Source organism: Gracilibacillus timonensis, assembly GCF_900086715.1.
GTDB classification, from domain to species: Bacteria; Bacillota; Bacilli; order Bacillales; family Amphibacillaceae; genus Gracilibacillus; species Gracilibacillus timonensis.
The window spans coordinates 652,188-671,072 of record NZ_FLKH01000010.1; the positions used below are offsets into that span (position 1 = coordinate 652,188).

At 41.1% G+C, this 18,885-nt stretch carries 16 protein-coding genes; all 16 read right to left on the reverse strand.

The window, feature by feature from the left end:
• Positions 1-37: 37 nt before the first annotated feature.
• Positions 38-1,897, reverse strand: a complete 1,860-nt coding sequence (locus BN6556_RS07045) for a beta-glucoside-specific PTS transporter subunit IIABC (RefSeq protein ID WP_066188883.1) — start codon at positions 1,895-1,897, stop codon at positions 38-40.
• 188 nt (positions 1,898-2,085) lie between these two features.
• A complete protein-coding gene (gene licT / locus BN6556_RS07050; protein ID WP_066188886.1) occupies positions 2,086-2,928 on the reverse strand; it encodes a BglG family transcription antiterminator LicT in 843 nt (280 codons plus the stop codon).
• A 718-nt stretch (positions 2,929-3,646) separates the two neighbouring features.
• Positions 3,647-5,449, reverse strand: coding sequence for a glutamine--fructose-6-phosphate transaminase (isomerizing) (gene glmS, locus BN6556_RS07055; RefSeq protein ID WP_066188889.1), 1,803 nt, complete (start codon positions 5,447-5,449; stop codon positions 3,647-3,649).
• A 664-nt stretch (positions 5,450-6,113) separates the two neighbouring features.
• Positions 6,114-7,115, reverse strand: coding sequence for a histidinol phosphate phosphatase domain-containing protein (locus BN6556_RS07060; protein WP_066188892.1), 1,002 nt, complete (start codon positions 7,113-7,115; stop codon positions 6,114-6,116).
• Complete coding sequence (locus BN6556_RS07065) at positions 7,087-7,905, reverse strand: DeoR/GlpR family DNA-binding transcription regulator (RefSeq protein WP_066189069.1); 819 nt, start codon at positions 7,903-7,905, stop codon at positions 7,087-7,089. Before BN6556_RS07065 ends, BN6556_RS07060 begins: the two co-directional genes overlap by 29 nt.
• Positions 7,906-7,921: 16 nt before the next feature.
• Positions 7,922-8,935, reverse strand: coding sequence for an ABC transporter ATP-binding protein (locus tag BN6556_RS07070; protein WP_066188894.1), 1,014 nt, complete (start codon positions 8,933-8,935; stop codon positions 7,922-7,924).
• Entirely contained in the window at positions 8,932-9,789 is an 858-nt protein-coding gene (locus BN6556_RS07075) for an ABC transporter permease (protein ID WP_066188897.1), read from the reverse strand. Before BN6556_RS07075 ends, BN6556_RS07070 begins: the two co-directional genes overlap by 4 nt.
• Entirely contained in the window at positions 9,786-10,625 is an 840-nt protein-coding gene (locus BN6556_RS07080) for an ABC transporter permease (protein ID WP_066188899.1), read from the reverse strand. The genes BN6556_RS07075 and BN6556_RS07080 overlap by 4 nt, the downstream gene beginning before the upstream one ends.
• Positions 10,622-11,467, reverse strand: a complete 846-nt coding sequence (locus BN6556_RS07085; protein WP_066188902.1) for an alkaline phosphatase family protein — start codon at positions 11,465-11,467, stop codon at positions 10,622-10,624. The genes BN6556_RS07080 and BN6556_RS07085 overlap by 4 nt, the downstream gene beginning before the upstream one ends.
• Positions 11,457-12,560, reverse strand: coding sequence for an ABC transporter substrate-binding protein (locus BN6556_RS07090; protein WP_066188905.1), 1,104 nt, complete (start codon positions 12,558-12,560; stop codon positions 11,457-11,459). The genes BN6556_RS07085 and BN6556_RS07090 overlap by 11 nt, the downstream gene beginning before the upstream one ends.
• A gap of 141 nt (positions 12,561-12,701) precedes the next feature.
• Positions 12,702-13,568: a hypothetical protein gene (locus tag BN6556_RS07095; protein WP_148436683.1), complete on the reverse strand. Its 867-nt coding sequence runs from the start codon at positions 13,566-13,568 to the stop codon at positions 12,702-12,704.
• Between the two features lie 87 nt (positions 13,569-13,655).
• Positions 13,656-15,008 carry a phosphoglucosamine mutase gene (glmM, locus tag BN6556_RS07100; RefSeq protein ID WP_066188913.1) on the reverse strand — a complete coding sequence of 451 codons (1,353 nt, stop codon included), beginning with the start codon at positions 15,006-15,008 and terminating at the stop codon, positions 13,656-13,658.
• A gap of 61 nt (positions 15,009-15,069) precedes the next feature.
• A complete protein-coding gene (locus BN6556_RS07105) occupies positions 15,070-16,308 on the reverse strand; it encodes a CdaR family protein (protein WP_066188915.1) in 1,239 nt (412 codons plus the stop codon).
• On the reverse strand, positions 16,301-17,122 hold the full coding sequence (gene cdaA / locus BN6556_RS07110) for a diadenylate cyclase CdaA (protein ID WP_066188918.1): 822 nt from the start codon (positions 17,120-17,122) through the stop codon (positions 16,301-16,303). Before cdaA ends, BN6556_RS07105 begins: the two co-directional genes overlap by 8 nt.
• Positions 17,123-17,347: 225 nt before the next feature.
• Positions 17,348-17,956, reverse strand: a complete 609-nt coding sequence (locus tag BN6556_RS07115) for an anti-sigma factor family protein (protein WP_066188921.1) — start codon at positions 17,954-17,956, stop codon at positions 17,348-17,350.
• A gap of 15 nt (positions 17,957-17,971) precedes the next feature.
• A complete protein-coding gene (gene sigW / locus BN6556_RS07120) occupies positions 17,972-18,538 on the reverse strand; it encodes an RNA polymerase sigma factor SigW (RefSeq protein ID WP_066188924.1) in 567 nt (188 codons plus the stop codon).
• Between the last annotated feature and the right edge of the window lie 347 nt (positions 18,539-18,885).

An 18,885-nucleotide genomic window follows, 5' to 3' on the forward strand; every position in this document is an offset into this window, starting at 1 on the left:
ATCCATCCCGTTCGATTCCTACATGATGCTATGTTTCTTATAAGGAAACAGTTGATAATAGTACATCATCCTTTGTGACAGACCCTTTATCTGTTTCAATCACATCGGTATAATCATTAGAGTTTGTAATAATAATTGGTGTTGTTACATCGTAGCCATCCGCTTTGATTGCTTCTAAATCAAACTTCAATAATAGCTGGCCCTGTTCCACAATATCATCTTGCTTAACATACGCCTCGAAATGTTTCCCTGCTAATTTCACTGTATCCAAGCCAACATGGATAAGCACTTCCGTCTGATCTTTAGAAGTTAGACCAATTGCATGATTTGTATGGAATAAAGTTGTTACTTTCCCGGAAACAGGTGCATATACTTTTCCTTCTGTCGGAATAATCGCCACACCTTTCCCCATTGCACCTGTTGAAAATGCTGGATCATTAACTTTGTCTAATGAAACTACTTCTCCAGTCATTGGTGAAGCAACAGTTGATCTTCCACCTTCAATACCGGAATCCTGTTTAATTCTCCCGGCACCTTTATCTGACAATCCTTCATCGAAACCTAACACATACGTTAAAATAGTTGTTAATACAAAGGCAATGGTAATACTAATTACATAGTAAGCAAATGTATCTGTCATAAATGCTGGTAATGTTGTTAATGCTGGGAATACATAGGCCATAACGGTCGTATTCATCGCACCGGCAAACCCACCACCAACCGTACCACCAATAACTGCGGCAATCATCGGGCGTTTATATCGAACGGATAAACCATAAACAATTGGCTCTGTTACACCTGCTAATATAGCAGGCATCATCGAAGAAATCGCTAAAGACTTCAATTTTTTATCTTTTGCTTTTAGAAAAACACCTAATGCAACACCAGCTTGGGCAAACGTTGCGTTAGCAACTGGTGGGCGGATCGTATCATAACCTGTTGTGCTCAAGTTCTGTAACATAGCAGGAACAATTCCCCAGTGAATACCGAACATAACGAGGAATGTCCAACCTGCACCGATAATCGCACCAGTTAACATACCACTTGTGCTGCCCATAAAGTCAATACCAGAAGCAATGCCATTACCAAGATATACACCAAACGGCCCAATTAAACCAGCTGTTAGTGGCACCATGACTAATAAGGCAAGCATTGGTACAGCAAACATTTGAATCACTTGAGGGATTACTTTGTTCAGGAATCTTTCCAAATATGAATACAACCATATAGCTAAAATTGCAGGAATGATTTGTCCACTATAACTCATTAATACAATCGGAAGCCCCGCAAAATCAACAATATCCCCGACATCCGCCATTAAGCCTGTAAATTGCGGCTCAAGTAGCGCCCCCATAATCGCTAATGATACGAAGATATTCACTCCATACACTTTAGCAGCAGATACAGCTAACGCCAGTGGGAAGAAGTAGAATACAGCATTTGCTGCAGCGCTCAAGATTAAGTATGTGCTACTTTCTTCTGACAATCCAAAATATGTTGTTAAAATGACTAGCAATGCTTTTAACATACCAGAACCAGCTAATGTCGGTACAATCGGCGTAATAATTCCAGACATCACATCAAAAAGTTTGGCGATTGGGTTTTTCGTTTTTTCATTGTTTTTGTTACTGGACGATGAGGCACTATTGATATCATATAAGTCCATAATTGCATCATGAACAGCTTTTACATTGTTACCAATCACAACCTGATACTGTCCATTACTTTCTAGTGCTGAAACAACACCATCCAGTTGCTCAATTTCATTTTTATCAAATTTACTTCCATCCTTCAACTTAAAGCGAAGACGGGTCATACAGTGATAAAGACTGTTAACATTGGATTCGCCGCCTACTCCTTCTATTATTTTCTTAGCTAATTGCTTTTGATCAGCCATCTTATTTTACCCCCCTGAAGTATCTTTAATTGAAAACTCAACAATCCACTTCCATACCGGCTGTTTTGTTTTCTTATATATAAAAAAGACATAACCCTCACGATATAGTATTTTCACGAAGTAACTTCTTCGCAAGCCTACATCATTTCAGGTTATGCCTTCTTCAGTAACACCCTGTTATCATTAAATTAGTATTTATTACGACTCGTAACACGCGCTATGTGTAATACGAGATAAACCATCTCGGCATGTGTTATTTGGGTACCATATCCATTTAACACATATGTTTCAATCCTTTTTACGCATTCAAACGCTTCGGGATATTTATAGTTGACCTGGTTAAACAAATCATCTTCTTCATTATCGATGCGATCTTTTGCTATAATGCGCTGTGCAAAGAATTTTAAATGGGTAACAAGCCTTCCATAATTCCACGAATCCTCATCAAAATCTATTTTAAAGTGATATTTGATAATACCTAAAATATCCTGAACAATGTTCGTAATTTTGATGGTTTTATCAATCTCATTTCCTTCTACTTGTGTATTAACCAGATGAAGAGCAATGAATCCGGCTTCATCCTCATCAAAGGCTATCCCTGATCTCTCTTTGATGATTTCTAAAGCTTTCAATCCAATTTCGAATTCTGTTTTATAAAATTTCTTTGCCTCCCACAACAAAACATTGCGGATTTGCTCTCCTTGTTGATAACGTTTGATGGCGAAGTAGATGTGATCGGTTAGTGTTAAAATCGTATAATCACTTATCGATACATTCATTTTATTACTAGCGTAGCTAATAATCTCCTGCGCAATCTCAACATATTCGACGGGAACTTCTTTTAATAAATTAGCAAGTTTCATCGAGATGTCTTTCGTTTGCAAAGTAAACACTTTGCTTATTTTGCTCTCATCTATTGGATCCCCTGGTTTTAACTTAAAGGAAATTCCACTACCGAAAACGACTACTTCCTGGTGAACGTCTGTTTTCGCTAATACAACATTATTATTTAAGGCTTTCTTTAATTTCATAGCCTCTCCTCCTTGCCGATTAAATCTCGATCATTCAGAGACTAATGTCAATTTTTTATAAAGGGAATCAAACTAATATATAACTGACGGGAGCTACTGCTTTGTTTTGTCTTATGATCAAGAAAGGCTTCTAAGCAGTTGAGTACTGGTAAATGACTTTTATTATCTTACTCATATTCATAATATATAACATAAACCACACAAAAAAACCTGGAGGCCCACAAGTACACAACAGAAAAATGTCAACTTGTATGTCCATCCAGGTTATGCCTTCTTCAGTAACACCCTGTTAATCATTAAATTAAGTAAAACGGTTTCTTCACCTTTACTAAAGTAAATTATATAACAAGAATAGAATTACGTCAACCTGTTGATCTTGAAAGTTGATGCAGAGTCAGTTATGGAAAAATCACCAATGTAACGAGAGAAGGCAAAAATAATTTTTGCTAATAAGAAAGGAAGTTCAGAAAATGATTCACTATTGGGTTTGGAAACGTTACTTTTCAATAAGGAATGGTGATTTTATACAGGGACACTTAAGCTTTATAATGTATAAATGGATGATCTGTAGCCTTTCCTAGCAAGGAAACTATTAAAAAAAATCACAAAAAACACCCCTTTAGATAATCACATCTAAAGGGGTAATGCTTGGCAATTTTTTATAAACGTTGTGGCTTCAGCTTAAAACTACTATATTCATCTCAAAATCAACCCTACTCTACTCCACTGTCACACTCTTCGCCAAATTCCTTGGTTTATCCACATCACAATCACGGTGCAAGGCGGCGTAATAGGCAAACAACTGCATTGGAATCACGCTGGCTAGTGGTGTCAGTAGTTCGTGTACAGTAGGAACAACGAACGTATCACTATCTTTCTCTAATCCTTTCATGCTCACCATACATGTATTGGCACCGCGAGCGGCTACTTCTTGCACGTTACCGCGGATGGAAAGATTGACATTTTCTTGTGTGGCCAGGGCAATCACTGGCGTACCTTCTTCAATCAAGGCAATGGTTCCGTGCTTTAATTCTCCTCCGGCAAAGCCTTCTGCCTGAATATAAGAAATTTCTTTCAGCTTCAAGGCTGCTTCCAATACGACATAGTAGTCGACACCACGACCGATAAAGAAAGCGTTGCGGGTTGTTGCGAAAAATGCTTTGGCAATACGCTCGAACTCTTCTTTTTGATCGGTCAAGGTTTCCATTGCACTGGCGACAATACCTAGTTCTTGCAATGGATTAAACGATAAGTTCATACCTTTTGCCCTAGCGCTATCTACCGCTAAAATAGCCAATACGGCAATTTGAGCAGTATAAGCCTTGGTTGAGGCAACGGCAATTTCGGGACCTGCATATAATGGCAGGGTATAGTCTGCTTCACGAGAAAGGGTAGAACCTGGCACATTGGTAATCGTTAATGCCGGGTGTCCTAATTCTTTAATTTGTACTAAAACCGAGCGACTGTCTGCCGTTTCCCCACTTTGGGAAATAAATACAAACAGTGGTTTTTCCGAAAGAAGTGGTATATTATAAGAAAATTCACTCGCAATATGCACTTCTACTGGAATATTAGCCAATTTTTCAAGGAATTGCTTACCCACAAGGCCGGCATGATAACTAGTGCCAGCTGCGATAATGTATAAGCGGTCTGCCTTTTTCATGGCTTTGCGAATATCACTGTCTAACTTAATATCATCCTCTTTATCTTGATATTCCTGAATAATTTTGCGGATAACAAATGGCTGTTCATCAATTTCCTTCAACATAAAATGCGGATAGGTGCCTTTTTCTGTGTCTGCTGCATCGATTTCTGCTGTATAAGCATCACGTTTTACCACAGAGCCGTCTAACTTTTGAATTTCTACATTGTCTCGACGGACTAACACGATTTCTTTGTCCTCAATTTCTACATAACGGTCGGTTTCCCTTAATGTAGCCATCGCATCACTTGCTACTACATTAAAGCCTTCGCCCAAACCGATCAGTAAGGGGCTCTTATTTTTTGCCACATATAATTGATCAGGATTTTGATTGTCTACTAAAGCGATCGCGTAAGAACCTTTTAAGACTGATAATGCCTGACGGAACCCTGTCAGTACATCCTCTTCCCATTCAGCAAAACGTTCGATCAACTGTACAACAATCTCGGTATCTGTTTCACTTTGGAAGGTAACATCACTTAAAAATTGACCACGTACTTCGGCATAATTCTCAATCACACCATTGTGAACTAACGTAAATCGACCAGAACTGCTTTGATGTGGATGGGCATTGTCTTCACTTGGCTCCCCATGTGTGGCCCAACGTGTATGACCAATACCAACCGTAGCTGTCTTGCCTGCATCTACTTTTTCCTTTAATGTTGCTATTCTTCCCTTGACCTTGGTTACGTCAACATCACCTTTATCTAATAGGGCAATTCCCGCTGAATCATACCCGCGATACTCTAGTTTCTCTAATCCTGTTAACAAAATATCCTTTGCATCATTTGCTCCAATATAACCTACAATTCCGCACATCGTCTTGTTTCCTCCTCTGGAAAGGGGCAAACAAACGACCACCTTTAAAGACGGCAAGCTCCTGCTCAGGCAGAGATATCCTTTAGAAAAAAAGGGTATCCCCTGTAGCGTTGCTTCTGCCTATTATTTGACTTTAGCTAACAAGGGGCGATTGTCTGCCCCTTTCTCGTGTAGTCATTTGAGCATCTTGTCGTTATCCTTGTACAGGTAGTTGCCTGCCTGGTTTCAGATAAAGACGTCTCGATTGAGATGTGCAATCGGGAGGTATCCGCCGATCATTCTCGATAAACCCCCACCTCGTCAGCTATGATCATTTCGACCGTCATAGCCCTGGCGCTTTGTCTAACTCGCTTGTGTCTCTATGCTCCTTTCTATGCTTGAGTGATGTCATGTTAAGTTCGTGTTCAAAAAGTTCGATGCGTCATTTTTATTGGGCTTTTTGAACAACTTCTTTAAAGCGACTATTTCATTTTAAATCATCTGTTCTTATTTCGCAATGATTTTATAAGATACTGTTATATTATGTGCCATTTGTTAAAATGTTGACCCTTATAAAGAGAATCCAACACACGACCAGACATGTGATTTGCAGCTCAGTTCCTTATTCACGCTCACCCTCGATAAAAAAACGAAGGCGATCCCATCTGCCTTCGCTTCCTTATATTCATCCGTGTATCGGAACCATCTGTCTCATTCGCTTATCAAACACGGCGATTTCTTTTGCCCCACTCTCTTTCAGCTTATCCTGAATCTGATCGGCATAGATCCCAACATCATGTGGAAAATGAGAATCGGAGGAGGTGGTAAACGGCACACCTTCTGCCACTAAGATATCCAAAAAAGTATCACTAGGACACATCTCTTTGACGGGATACCGGTAATACAGACCTGGATTCATTTCTGTCGCAACATCTGCCTGCTTCAAGGTTTTTGCTACAGATCGATACATATCACGAAGCAATGCCTCATCAGGGCGATGTTTAAATACCTTGAGGTTATCTAAATGGGCAATAATATCAAACAAGTTACTTGCTGCTGCTCTTTTGACCGTTTCGAAATGATTTTGGTATAGCTCCAGTAAGTCATAATCAAGAAATTTCGTTTGCAAGCCTGGGTTATCAAAACCCCAGCCATCATAAAAATGGACAGAGCCGATTACATAATCAAAAGGGTAAGGCTGGAGCAATGCTTGTAATTGCTCCTCTCCCCCAATGAAATAATCTGCTTCCATACCTAACTTTAATTCGATGCCATTTGCTTTCCATTTCGCTTTTTGACCTTCGATGAATTCAACAAATTCTGATAAGCTGCGATTCATCACACAATCCAGCCAATCTGCTTGAATCGCACCAATCTCACTGGATGTGGTATCCATATATGTATGAAAATAATCGCTTGTCTCGTTAAAACGGTATAAATGATCGACGATACCAACCATTTTCAAATTTCTTTGTTTGGCACGTTCGAGGTAAAAATCCAACCACCATTCGGAGTACTCGGTTTCCTGCATGCGTCGATGTGCCTGTGCAACGACTTCAGCAAACCACGCCTTGCTATATTGCTTGGATGAAAGTGGTACGAAATGCTCCATGGATTGGGTGATTTTCTCCAGATAGTTATGTGTGTAGGGTCCTTCTTCAAGATGAATATGGTAGTCTACTTTCATAGCCTTGTCCCCTCGCCTTGATCCAGTTTATATTCTCAAAATCCTTTCGTTTCCATCCTTTTGGCTTTGCCTCCGAACAGATAATCACATCCACCTGATCAAAAGAGGCCATATTGCAAGCTGCGTCCACTCCTATTTTGGAATGATCGGCTAATACAATAGCTTCTTTTGATCTTTTGATCATTTCTTTTGAGATCACCGTCTCATTCAAATCATAATCGCTCAACCCATTTTGCATAGACATACCACCAACCGAAATAAAGGCCTGATCAAAGTTAAACGTCTTTAATTGATCCATGGTCATCATTCCTGTCATCGATTGTTGCTCGGGATTAAGCTGTCCTCCAAGCATAATGAGCTCCCCTTTACATTCTTCCTTTGCTAATTTGTCAGCAATGGCAGCTGCCACGGCTAAGGAATGTGTAACAATCGTGATTCCGACTTTTTCCTTTAACGCATGGGTAAGCTCCAGTGCGGTTGTGCCGGTATCAATGGCAATGGTCGAACCATTTTCAATTAATGAAACTGCTGATCTGCCGATGGCTTGTTTTTCCTCTGTCATCAGATTGGATCGCTGATGCAAAGGTGGTTCACCTTGTGGATAGCCGATATTTACCGCTCCACCATAAACTCGCTTGACGTCGCCTGTAACAGCCAGCTGATCCAAATCACGTCGTACCGTTTCCATGGTTACCTGAAATGTATCTGCTAATTCACTGACTTTTACTTTATTATGCTTCTGTAATGCCTCTATAATATAGGTCCATCTTTCCTCGGGAAACCACTCCATCTTTACACCTCGCTCGCTATGAAACTTGTACACATGCCTCTCTTGGGATGTACACGTGTACTTTTTCTCCTTCATCTAGTTGTTCATGATATTGGTATAACGTGTCTATCTGTATCGTTTGATCGGGAAGGGCTACGCGGTAAATTAATACATTGCCGGTAACCATTTTGGTGTCGATTTTCCCTTCGACATGATACGCTTGTTCCTGTAGTCGACGATTTTCTGTTTTGGACATCGTGATACTCTCCGGACGTATCGCAATATCTTGTTCAAAATCAGCTGACTGATTCGTCCATTTTTGCAACATCTGCCTTGGAATAATATTGTATGAGCCGATAAAACCTGCAATGAATTTATTTTTTGGTTTCATATAAATGTCGTCTGGTGTACCTTCTTGGACAATCTTCCCTTCATTCATGACAAAAATTCGATCACTTAATAGCATCGCTTCTTTCTGATCATGTGTGACAAATATAGTCGTAATATTTAGCTTGCGCTGAATATTTTTAATTTCTTGCTGGAGTGATTTACGAATCTTGGCATCCAAGGCACTAAAAGGCTCATCAAGCAACAATACATCGGGCTCCATCACTAAGGATCTGGATAAGGCCACACGTTGCTGCTGACCGCCGGATAATGCATGTGGATAACGGTCTCCCAACTCCTCTAACCCCATCATCTTCATCGTATCTTGAACAATCTGCTGGTAGCCTTTTTTCTTTTGCAACTTTAATCCGTAGCTAATATTTTCTGTGACGGTCATGTTAGGGAAAAGGGCATAGGATTGAAACACCATGCCGACCCCTCGTTTACGAGACGGCACCTGTGTGATGTCCTTGTTATTAACGGTAATACTCCCTTGATCGACATCGGCAATCCCGGCGATCGTTCGCAGCAATGTACTCTTTCCACAGCCACTCTGACCTAATAATGTGATGAACTCACCCTTTTCGACCGATAACGAAATGTGGTCTAATACCGTTTTTCCACTATACTGTTTCAGCAGGGAATCAATTTGTACATAACTCATGATTTTTCTCCTTCCAAAGTCGTTTGTTGTAATGTTGAAATCGGCATATCTTGTTTATCTGATGCGACTTGCTTCTGTCTTTTTGGTGATTGAAAATAAAGCAGAAATAACGTAATAAACACGATAATCATGTAGTAACAAATCACAATCGCACTGGTCAGGTGACCGTTCTTACTCAATTGCTGATAAAGGTAGATTTGCAAGGTTTCAAATCGTCCGCCAACTAAAAGGTTTGCAAGGGCAAATTCGCCAAATAGCATGGAGATGGCCAAGAATGCTGCGGAGAATATACCTTTTTTCATATTGGGTAATACCACCGTCATAACCGCCTTGATCTTGGAAGCACCTAGTAGCTCGGCGGCTTGAATCAGGTCTCTGGCATGGATTGTGTATAAACTATTGCGAATCCCTTGATAAACAAACGGCATAATCACAATCGCATAAATCCCAAACAAGATCCATGGTGTGCCTGCTATATTCACGACATCATTGGCATATAGATTGATTAAGCCAACTGCTAAAGCAACACCTGGGACACCATAAGGTAGCAGGGCGATCGTTTTTAAGACTCCTTCCCATTTGGGAATATATAATACGATGGTTATGGTGGCAAGCAGCATGACGATAATCGATAAAATAACGGCAACAGAAATAACGAGTACCGTTCTGCCAAGTGCCTGCAGGAAACGGGAATCTTGGAATAATTGAATATACCAATCGAATGTCCATGATGTCGGCAGAATGGTTGTGCTCCATTCCGTTGCGATGGAATACAAGAACGTACCGGCCAACGGTAATACTAGATAAACTGCCAGAACAATCGCCACCACCACATGTCCCTTTTTATTCTTCACCGTAAATCTCTCCTTACCTTTTTCATGATTTTACTATTCGACCATAGGGCTGCAATCATTATCAAGGCCAACAGGACACCAAATGCACTGGCCAAATTCGGCTGGAGAAAGACATCGCCTGAGATTAGCGAGGCAATCTGAATCGGCATCAAATTATAGGTGGAACCTACTAAAGCATTGGCTGTCGCAAAAGCCCCTAGTGCATTAGCAATCAATATCGTATAGGTTCCAATCACACCTGGAAAAAGTAACGGAATACCGATTTTACGCCAAAATGTCCACGTTGTACCACCTAATAGCTGTGAGGCATAGCGCCAATCATCGTTCAGTGCCTGGTAGGTTGGCAGCAGCAGGATAATAGCAAATGGAATCTGAAAATAAATATAGACAACAACAAGACCAAACCAAGAATATAAGTTAAAGTCACCAAACACATCGAGTCCCAGTTGGTTAAACAGTAAGGTGAATAAACCATTATTCCCTAATAACACGATGAAGGAGAAAGCTAATGGTATCCCCTCAAAATAAGAGGTCATATTCGAGATCGTCGTCATCCATTTGTTCCCGCGTCCGGCTAATTGTGAAATCGAATAGCCACCAATAACTGCTATGATAATCGCTACTGTCGCAGATAAAAAAGCAATTTTCAAACTATTGGTAATCGATTGGAGATAATAAGCCTCGGAAAATAATTCTTGATAGTTCGCCAAGGTAAAGCTGCCGTCCTCGGATTGAAAGCTCGACATCACCATATTCATTGTTGGGAAAAAGAGAAAACCTAATACCAATAAGGCTAATGGAACCAAGCATAGCCATATCTTCCATGATTGTTTCACTTGTTACCCTCCTCTTGTCTAAGCAAGCTTCTCCACATCTGTGGCAATACCGGCATGGTTTCCGCCTTATCCAGCCCCATTAACTCACACATAAACGAGGCAAAAGGAAGCTGAGGCAATAACAGATCTTGCATACCTTTATGGGTTTTATTGCTGATCATATATAGCGGGACTTGACGTTCTGCTTCTGTTGTACCGCCATGCTGCCCTTGTTCTGACATTCCGTGATCAGCCGTTACCACAACTTGATAGCCTTCCTCAAGCCAGATAGGCATTAATTCTGCTAGTATATTATCAGCGAGTAATACCTTTTCACGATATTCACTGGAACGCCCGCCATGTTTATGACCAATATCATCAATGTTCATCGAGTGAATATATAAGAAATCTGGTTGTACTCGCCGCCTTAATGCCTCTCCATCTAGCAATAAATGAGAATCTGGATACGTATCTTCAAAATAAAACATACCATTTTGAATCGCTTGATCGGTGTTCAGCTGCACTCTGTCCTCGATATAATGAAAGGGTGCTCGATTATAGAGCTCGCTAACCCAATAGTAGGAAGCCGTGGCATTGGTCAGCCCCGCCTCTTTGCTGAGATGGAATAAACTCTTATGCTTAGACAGCCTTACACTCCTATTCGTGTGAATCCCATTACTGTAGCTTGGCGTGCCCGTTAATAACACTTCGTATAAAGGGCGGGATAGACTTGGCAGTTCGGAACATACGGCGCTGCGTAATGCTTGTCCTTTTTCCACCAAATGTTCCATATACCCTAATGTCTCGATAGCCACATCATATCGCAAGCCGTCCAATACAACGATAATCAGCTTATTGGACATGAATAAGTACCTCTTTTTGCCACAATTGCGGTAGTTCCTGTGCTGTCTCTTCCCATGCAGTATGATCACCAACCGGCTGGGCATTCTCGTATTGCTCTGTTGGAATCATTTGTTCCTCCACCTCCGCTGGCAGATCGACATTGTCACGAATCGGACGAGCAAATCCTCTTGCTAAATTAATCTGTCCCTCATCACTTAAGATATATTCACGGGCAAGCATTGCAGCGTGTGGATTAGGTGCATACTTGTTAAGAATGGTTGCATAACCACTGATAACCGATCCTTCTTCTGGTATCACGACCTCATATTGCTCAGAATCTACCGCGTCGGCATAGCTTAAGCCATTAAAATCCCACATAATTCCTACTTCCAATTCACCAGTTTCCATTCCAGCTATACTCAAGTTATTGGCTGTACTTAGGTTGCCTTTCTCTGCTAATTCTGCGAAAAAATCAATCCCAGGCTGTAGATTGGTTTCATCGCCACCGTTTGCTATCGCTGCAGCTAATACAGCCATTTGACTCTGTGTCCCGGTTGATACATCACCAACCATTACCTCATAATCCCCTGTCAATAAATCGTCCCATGATGTTGGAACCTCATCTACTTGGTCTTTATCAACAATAAAGGCAATTGTTCCTTGATACCCCACTAGCCAGTGCCCTTCGTCGTCTTTGGCCCAATCTGGCACGTCATCCCAATAGCTTGTTTTATATGGCATCGTAATTTCCTTGTCTTTCGCAATTGGTCCAAAGGAAATACCAACATCGCCAATATCAGCTGTAGCATTTTCTCCTTCTGACTCCATTTTAGCGATCTCTTCTGCACTAGACATATCTGTATCAACATGTTCTAAACCATATTCTTCGTTCAAATCATCCCAAGTACCCTTCCAGTTTGCCCAGGAATCTGGCATTCCGACACTATTAACCTCTCCTTCTTCTTGTGCCTTTTCTTCGATTTCTTCCAGTGTAAGATTGTCAGGGTCGATGGCTGCCTCACTTGTGTTGGTATCTGAACCACAAGCCGCTAAAGCAACCAAGCTCCCCCCTAATAGTGCAGTTTGCAACATATGCTTCCAATTGATTGTCATTTCTTTTCCCCCTGTTTGGTTTTCTATTGTATTACTTGGTTTTTAGTATAAGAAATGACTATTAACCTCATATAAAGCCAAGGTAAATAAATTGTAAAAAAAAGATGGGGAGGGATGTTAATGAGAAAGAGATTGAGGGTATTAGCATTTAATAACCGCGGCATGACCAATGAGACAAAAACCGCCGATAAGACGGGATTGTGTAAAGCAGGCTACTTTCCTGAGTAGTGAGTATGATTGTTTTATCTGTGCGAAGCAAGCGCTGCGGGAATAAATAACGCTTGCAACCTTTCTTACACTATTTCCTCCGCTGGGTGATAGTACTACAACAGTTATTACTGCAAGGATAATGAGTTCTATGTACTTTAAAACATCAAATATCCATATCATAGAAATGACGAGTATGACGCCCATTTCAGTGCTTTCCTCTCGGATTTTGGCCGTCATTTCCGCGATGACGCCCATTTCAGCGCTTTTCCCTCGGATTTTGGCCGTCATTTCTGCGATGACGCCCATTTCAGTGCTTTCCTCTCGGATTTTGGCCGTCATTTCCGTGATGACGCCCATTTCAGCGCTTTTCCCTCGGATTTTGGCCGTCATTTTCGCGATGACGCCCATTTCAGCGCTTTTCCCTCGGATTTTGGCCGTCATTTTCGTGATGACGCCCATTTCAGCGCTTTTCCCTCGGATTTTGGCCGTCATTTCCGTGATGACGCCCATTTCAGTGCTTTCCTCTCGGATTTTGGCCGTCATTTCCGTGATGACGCCCATTTCAGTGCTTTCCTCTCGGATTTTGGCCGTCATTTTCGCGATGACGCCCATTTCAGCGCTTTTCCCTCGGATTTTGGCCGTCATTTTCGTGATGACGCCCATTTCAGTGCTTTTCCCTCGGATTTTGGCCGTCATTTCCGTGATGACGCCCATTTCAGCGCTTTTCCCTCGGATTTTGGCCGTCATTTCCGCGATGACGCCCATTTCAGTGCTTTTCCCTCGGATTTTGGCCGTCATTTTCGTGATATCACGACCATAATCCAATCACAAATCAAAAATATAAAAAAAAGAGCCACGCCCAAATGGCATGACTCGTATCACTTTTTATTCTTCTTCTAATCCCATAATTTGCTGAATAATGGCGGCGACATCGTCTACATAACGATTGCAATCCTCTATCGTAGGCGCCTCCACCATCACACGTACTAATGGTTCCGTACCAGATGGTCGAACAAGTACGCGGCCTTGACCATTCATTTCTGCCTCTACCTTGGAAATAGCATCGGCAACCACTGGATTTGTCATAACCTCATTCTTTTTCATGACACGCACGTTTTTTAACACTTGAGGGAATTTTTCCATTTCGTTTGCCAATTCAGATAATGGTTTGCCTGTCTCCTGCATGACGTTAACCAGCTGCAATGCCGAAAGCATACCATCACCTGTTGTAATGTAATCAAGGAAAATAATATGCCCTGATTGCTCCCCGCCAAGGTTGTAATCACCATTACGCATCTCTTCCATCACGTAGCGGTCTCCTACTGCTGTTTTATTGCTCTTCATGTCATTCTCTTCTAAGGCCTTATAGAAACCTAGGTTACTCATTACCGTAGAAACAATGGTTGATTGACGCAATTTACCAAGTGAATTGAAATATTTTCCGATGATAAACATAATTTGATCACCATCAACAATATCTCCCTTCTCATCCACAGCAATTAAACGATCGCCGTCCCCGTCAAAGGCAAGACCAATGTTGGCATCTTTCTCTACTACCATCGCCTGTAATGCTTCAGGATGGGTAGATCCAACCCCATCATTAATATTTAATCCATTTGGTGAGGAACCAATGGTCGAAATGTCAGCCTCTAAATCGGCAAATAGCTGAGATGCAAGCCCTGAGGTCGCTCCGTGTGCACAGTCTAAAGCAATATGCATACCATCCAATTCATTATCAATCGTTTCTTTCAAATATTGGATATACTTTTGTCCGCCTTCTAAGTAATCATTGATCCGTCCAATATCTTCTCCTATTGGCCTTGGTAAATCGTCTACCTCTTGTTCCAACAATGCTTCGATCTCATTTTCCTGACTATCAGATAGTTTAAACCCATCGGAACCAAAGAATTTAATGCCATTGTCCTCAACAGGATTATGGGAGGCAGAGATCATCACGCCTGCCTGCGCATTCATAACCTTGGCCAAATACGCTACTCCTGGCGTGGATATCACCCCTAATCGCATAACTTCTGCCCCGATAGACAGCAAACCAGAAATAAAAGATCCTTCTAACATAGTCCCGGATATTCTGGTATCTCTTCCAAGCAAAATTTTTGGTTTCTCTGCTCCTTTTGTCACCACATATCCGCCATAACGCCCTAATTTAAAGGCTAGTTCTGGTGTCAAATCTTGATTCGCTACCCCGCGGACACCATCTGTTCCAAAATATTTACCCATTTTTAAAAATCTCTCCTTTTTGCATGTCTTCACCATGTATCTTCGATATGTAGGAAAATCATTATTGCGTGTTAATGGTTACTTGTTCATGCTCTAATTCAAATTCTACATCATCTGGAACTCCGCTTGGTCGGTCAAATTCTACATCAAGCTGGTATTCACCAGGCGGACGATCTCCAACATCAATTGATAATTGTAGATCACCCGCGGCTATCCCCTCCAAATCAGAAGGATATCCTCTCATGGTCACCGTCATACTGTTGGAGGCTGGTTCCACAAAAGAAACGGCTTGTCCATCATAATCAATGGCCACATCTTCCACTTCTTCCTCCTCAACGGCTTCCACTTCCACTTCCACATTGACGGTTTCCTGACCAAGCTTTCGTACGTCGGAAGGGGCTTCTAACGCCACTTCCACCGTACCACTTTCGGTTATCTCACTTAAATCGATTGGTTCTGTTGCTATCTCATCTAACTGTTCCAAATAGCTTTCCGCTGCAAAAACCTCTACTTCCTCATCGGCCGGTTCGGCGGAAACAAGCCGCATATCCTCCGGCAATTCATTCTCTGTTGCAACGGAAATCGGTACTTCTTTACTCGGGTTCTTCACATCCACCGTAATATTAGCGGTAGGTGGATCAAGTCTTACATTCAATTCATTGCCTTGATTATCATAAACTTTAATCGGCACATTATTGAGTGTCTGTGTTTCATTAAAGTCGGTTACATCAACAAAAGTCTTCACGATAGCAATCTTATCCATAATGCTTTTCGAGCTGGTCACTTCCACCTCATTTGGTTCTGCATACACATTGGAAATTTCGTAACCTGGTTCAATTTGATCCCGGTTGACGGTATCTACTGTCACTCCGAGCGTCTGGTTATGTCTTTCTTCAATCGTCACATCTATTTCTTGTGGATCAATATAGGCATTCAAACCATCCGATAGCCCCGAACTTTCAAGGGCTACACGGTGCGTACCAATACCGAGGTCTTCCAAGTCCACAAACACATCAAAATTCCTCTGTCTAGCTGTTGTTGTTACCATACTAACAGAACCTTGCAACGATACAGTGACGGTTTCTGGTACACCAGTGACGACATATTCATCCTGATCTAACTGCACCTGTACTGGGATATCTTCTAATGTTTGCGTCTCCGTTGAATTTCCAAAATCTAAGTCCAGTCCGCCATTCTCATTATTGACATTCTCATCGAATGCAACAACAACAAAGAGCAAGATAGCGAGAAAAAGGGCAATGACCCGAATAACCCAGCGGTGCTCCAACCATCTATTCATTTCTTTTCACCATCCAATCCCAACCTTTCGATGATGAGGTCTTGAACTTAGAAATTAATTCTTGTTCCAATAACTCTGCCAACTTCTCCAAGGTGATGTCACGATGCAGCTCTCCATTTTTCGTACAAGAAATACCACCTGTTTCCTCAGAAACCGTAATCGTCAATGCATCGGTCACCTCACTAATCCCTAATGCCGCTCGATGTCGCGTACCCAATTCTTTTGAAATAAAAGGGCTTTCGGATAGCGGCAGATAACAGGCTGCTGCTACGATTTGGTCCCGATTAATAATAACCGCCCCATCATGCAAAGGTGTATTCGGAATAAAAATGTTCGTTAGTAACTGATTCGTCAACTTCCCATTAATCGGTATACCAGTAGATACATAATCACCCATGGCTGTCTCCCGTTCGATGGTAATGAGAGCACCAATTCTTCGCTTGGCCATATACTCACATGACTCAACAATTGCCTCAATCGACTGGCTGAGTTCTTCCTCCTCGGTAGTGATATTACGAGAAAAGAAACTACCTCGTCCTAATTGTTCTAACGCCCTTCTCAACTCAGGTTGGAACAGGATAATCACTCCAAGCGGCCCCCACATAATCACTTGGAAAATAATCATTCGAACCGTATTTAATTCTAAAAAGACACTTAATAAATAGATAAAAATAACAACGAAAATACCTTTTAATAACTGAATAGCTTTCGTTCCACGAATAAACATTAATAATTTATATAAAACATACCAAACAATTGCAATATCCAAAATAACTCTTAATATGTTTAGAAAGTTCCAGTCCCCGCTAAACATGCCACCACAACCTTATCTCCATCCGAATCCTCTTCCTATATTATAGTATTATCATTTTTATTATAGCATACTTACCTTGGATTACTTAAATAAATACATGCTTCTCTTCTATACCTTATGACACAGATCATGCAATTATACAGGATAGGATGGCAGGATATCTACGATTTATATTGGTGAAGGCTCTTTGTCACAGAAAAGCAATGATCCTAATAGAAATCATTGCTAATCCAGATGAAAAATACTTCGAGTCGTATCTTTGATTTTATACCATAATCGGGCGAATAATTGATCCACCTCTTTGATGTCTCCGGCCACTTTCCCAGCAGAAGCAGTGAGGTTATTGCCATTGATAATAACCACATCCCCCTGTACCTCTCCGTCGATTCTTACATCACCATTTTTTATCTCCAAATCATCTTCAATGACCACGCCCTCCGGAACGATGACCGTACCATTTTCTACCACAAGATCTCCCGCATTGGAATAGCTTAATTGATCTTCTTGATTCCAAGCAGAGAAAATACCTGTGAACATAAAAATGAAAAACACCGCCGCAGCTGTTAATAAAGGATGCACCCTTATCCATCGTTTGGCCGTCATTCGTTTCTTTTCATTCGGTAAAGACGCCATGACATTACGCGTAAAGCTGGACGATGGTCTCAATTCATTCGTTGCCGTCACGAGAGCTACGGCCCGCTTCAGTTCTTTAAAGTGCTGCTGACATGTTGGGCATGTCTGAAGATGTGCACGTAGTCGTTCTTTATCTACTGTCGTTATCTCACCATCTAAATACTGATGCATTAAGCTTACCATTTCTTTATTACATTTCATTCTCATCAACACCCCTTACAGATGGCGAAGTCTTTTTCTAAGAGCTTCCCTGCCTCTATGGATTCTTGTCTTGACCGTTCCTACCGGCATTTCTAATACCTCGCTAATCTCTTTGAGTGACAGTTCATCAAGAAAACGCAAGGCAATGACACTGCGATATTTAGCAGGTAGAGCCATGATCTCTTTTTGGATATGGCTTTGAATTTCAAGACTTTCTACTTCTTCCTCAGGCAATGGCTGATCAGACGCTAATTGACCATATAAATTCAGCCCATCAGACCCTTTAATTTCCGCATCGAGGTAATAATCAGGTTTTTTCTTACGCAGCTTATCAATCGTCAAGTTCGTAGCAATTCGATATAACCAAGTCGAGAATTTACGATTTTCATCGAATGATTCAATATTATAATATGCTCGAATAAATGCCTCTTGCGCAATATCTTCTGCCTCTTGCTTATTTCCAACCATACGGAAACAAATAGCGAAAACTCGATTCTGATAATACGCTACGATGTCCTCAAATGCTGTCTGGTCACCCTTTTTCACTTGTTTTATATAATGTGTGATTTTTTCTTCGATCATCTATATACCTCCGCTACATTTGCGGTTAATTATATTACGTACGATTCTTGATGAAGGTTTCATTTTCTTTTAAAATCGATGATAAAACCTAAAATAATTATAAACCAGTACTATTATATCAAGAAACAGGTTTGTTTTGGGCGATTTTATTATTTTTTATTTTATTTTAATTCCATCACTAATGACGGAATCATCGACGTCTTGATAAAAAAATAGCGTATGTTTACGCCTCGTGGGTAAAAGCTGAAGTGGTTGACCTTATCCAGTCAAAATGGTGTAGAAAAATTCGCTACTCTTGGATTTGATGAAATAGGTTCTTGAAAATGATTACTGAACCTTTATTTTTA